This is a genomic window from Pseudarthrobacter raffinosi (assembly GCF_023913835.1).
Taxonomy (GTDB): Bacteria; Actinomycetota; Actinomycetes; order Actinomycetales; family Micrococcaceae; genus Arthrobacter; species Arthrobacter raffinosi.
The window spans coordinates 1-2654 of record NZ_JAMXBG010000046.1 but is presented as its reverse complement, the minus strand read 5'-3'; the positions used below and the strand labels follow the sequence as shown (position 1 = coordinate 2654).

The 2654-nt window shown below is 64.5% G+C and carries 2 protein-coding genes and 1 pseudogene; 1 reads left to right on the top strand and 2 read right to left on the bottom strand.

The window, feature by feature from the left end:
- Positions 1–35 precede the first annotated feature (35 nt).
- Positions 36–597, bottom strand: a pseudogene (locus NG697_RS20960) (recombinase family protein).
- Between the two features lie 180 nt (positions 598–777).
- Here NG697_RS20960 and NG697_RS20955 point away from each other — a divergent pair.
- Positions 778–1326, top strand: coding sequence for a recombinase family protein (locus tag NG697_RS20955; protein ID WP_252615098.1), 549 nt, complete (start codon positions 778–780; stop codon positions 1324–1326).
- A 57-nt stretch (positions 1327–1383) separates the two neighbouring features.
- On the opposite strand, the gene xylB is transcribed toward NG697_RS20955, so the two are convergent.
- Positions 1384–2654: xylulokinase (gene xylB, locus NG697_RS20950; RefSeq protein WP_252615097.1), on the bottom strand; the 1271-nt coding region annotated here is incomplete at its 5' end.

Here is a 2654-nt window from a genome sequence, read left to right as displayed (position 1 = left end):
TCGGGGCTTGAGGACCAATGCTCGGGAGAGTCACGCTAAGCCGGTGGGGCCAGGTAGTAGAGGTTCTGGTCGGCACCGCTGTTACGCCGGGTCACGGCGTTGGGGTGGGCGTCGCCCGATGCTTGTTTTGTTGAGGTGGCCTTGGAGCGCGGGCCCTGAAGCAGGTCGGCGATGCGCTGGACGGTGTGGTCCCCTGCGTCGTAGAGCTGTTGGGCGTGGTGGGCCTGGTCGGGGGTGAGTTTCGGGCGTCTTCCTTCGGTTCGTCCGCGGGCGCGGGCGGCCGCGAGGCCGTCGCGGGTGTTGGCGATGATGAGTTCTCGTTGGAGTTCGGCGAGGACGGAGAGCATCCCGAACATTGCCCGTGCTTCCGCCGAGGGTGACGAGGTGCAGGACTGAGCGTCCGAGTCTATCGAGGCGGGTGATGACGAGCTGGTCGCCGGCCCGGTTGGCGGAGGCGAGGGCCTTGTCGAGCTCGGGTCTGCTGGCTTTGGCGCCGCTGGCGTGGTCGAGGCAAATGTTGGCCGGGTCGACGCCGGCGCGGGCGAGGGTGTCCGTTTGGTGGTCGGGGTTTTGGTCGGCGGTGGAGACGCGTGACATCCGATCAACATGTGTCGAGAAGACCATCACGGCAGGGGTTTCCGACGTTGATTTCCGAAGCGGGTTTCCGACATGGATTTCGCGGCGCGACACGGACAGGCGTTGTCTCGGAATGCCGTCCAACAACAGGTAGTCTCATAACGACAAGTTGTTCGGGATTAAGAGAATGCAGGGACGGCCATGGCTGCTATCGGGTACGCGAGGGTTTCCACCACGGAACAGAACCTGGATCTGCAGCTCACTGCACTCCAGGCCGCCGGCGCTGCCCGGATCTTTGCCGACAACGGCGTCAGCGGGTCCACGACGGAACGCCCCCAGCTCTCCAAGGCAATGGAACGGCTGGAGGCCGGTGACGTGCTCACCGTCTGGAAGCTCGATCGGTTGGGACGCAACACCCGGCATGTCCTGGACGTTATCGAGAATCTCCGGGAACGGGGAGTGGGTTTCCGCTCCCTGACCGAGGGCCTGGACACCACCGGCCCGATGGGCACCGCCATGCTGACAATCATGGCGGCGTTCGGGCAGCTGGAGCGCGACACGATGATCGAACGCACCAGAGCAGGACTCGCCGCAGCCGCGGCCAACAACCGCCACGGCGGAAGGCCCCGAAAATTAGATGACACTGCCGCTGCCAGAGCCAGGGAACTCAAGGACAAAGGAATCAACGCCCGTGACATCGGCAAGATGCTCGGGGTCTCCCGCGCCACCGTCTACCGGTACCTCATATAGGGAACACAAGGAACCCTTGTGTTCGAGCCTGCCCAGTGGGCGTCCGTCACAATTAGCTCAGACTCCGTAGATGTTTTTTCGGGCGTCGATGTAGCGTCCCCGCACCTCGGCGCCCCAGTGTCCTTCGGGCTCGTAGGCGGCTTCAACGCTTCGTTGCCAGTCGGGAAGGCTTCCGGAGGCTGACCATGCCGCTTGTCTAGCGGCCCCTAGCGCCACATATTCTTTCGTTGTCGGGATCTCGACGGGCATCCCGAAAATGCTGGCTGCGGCCTGGCGAAGTGCCCTGGACTTCGATCCTCCGCCGATCAGCAGCACTTTATCCGGGGCTACGCCGGACTGTTTAAGAATGTCGATGGCGTCGGCCAGTGAATTGAGTACACCCAGCACTGAGGCGCGGGCAAGGTTCTGCGGGGTCATGTTGCTTCTGCTGAGTCCGGTCAGGGATCCAGTCGCGTGGGGAAGGTTGGGGCTCCGCTCCCCGTCCAGATACGGAAGGAATGTCAGCCCTCCTGCTTCCCGGTCGGCGGCCAGCGCCAGCGAATCGAGTGCCGACAGGTCGATGTCAAGCATTGAGGCGGTGGCGGCCATGACCCGGGCGGAATTGAGCATGGCCAGCAGAGGCAAATGGTTGCCGGTGGCGTCCGCGAAACCGGCGACAGCCCCGGTTGGATCGGGGACAGCCGACGGCGTTGTGGTGAATACGGTTCCGGAGGTGCCGATCGAGACGACGATTTCGCCGGGGCGGACGCCCAGGCCCAGGGCTGCTGCGGCGTTGTCACCGGCACCTGGCCCAAGGAGCGCCCCGTCAATTCCCCAACCGCTTTGCACACTTCCGGCCGGTTCGTCAGAGGGCACTACTCGGGGAAGCTGAGGAATGCGTCCGAAGAAGCGTTCCAGCAGGTCGGTGCGGTAACTGTTGGTCACGGCGGAATAATAGCCGGTGCCCGAAGCGTCGCTTCGGTCGGTGGTGAACTCGCCGGCCAGGGCGCCGTTCAGCCAGTCATGAGGCAGCACCACCTGTGCGATCCGGTTCGCGGAGTCCGGTTCGTTCCGTGCCAGCCATGCCAGTTTGGTGATGGTGAACGAAGCGACCGGGACAAGGTTGACGGCGTCGACCCACCCCTCGGGTCCCAGTTCATCCCGCAGGCGCGCCGCATCCGCTGCACTGCGGGTGTCATTCCACAGCAGCGCGTCATACACGGGTTTTCGGGAACTGTCGAGGGCGACCATTCCATGCTGCTGGGCGGCAACGCTGACGGCGGCGACGGAGCCACCCAGGCGGTCCGCGCCGGCTGCCTGCCATGCTTCACGCAAGGCGGAGGTCCAGA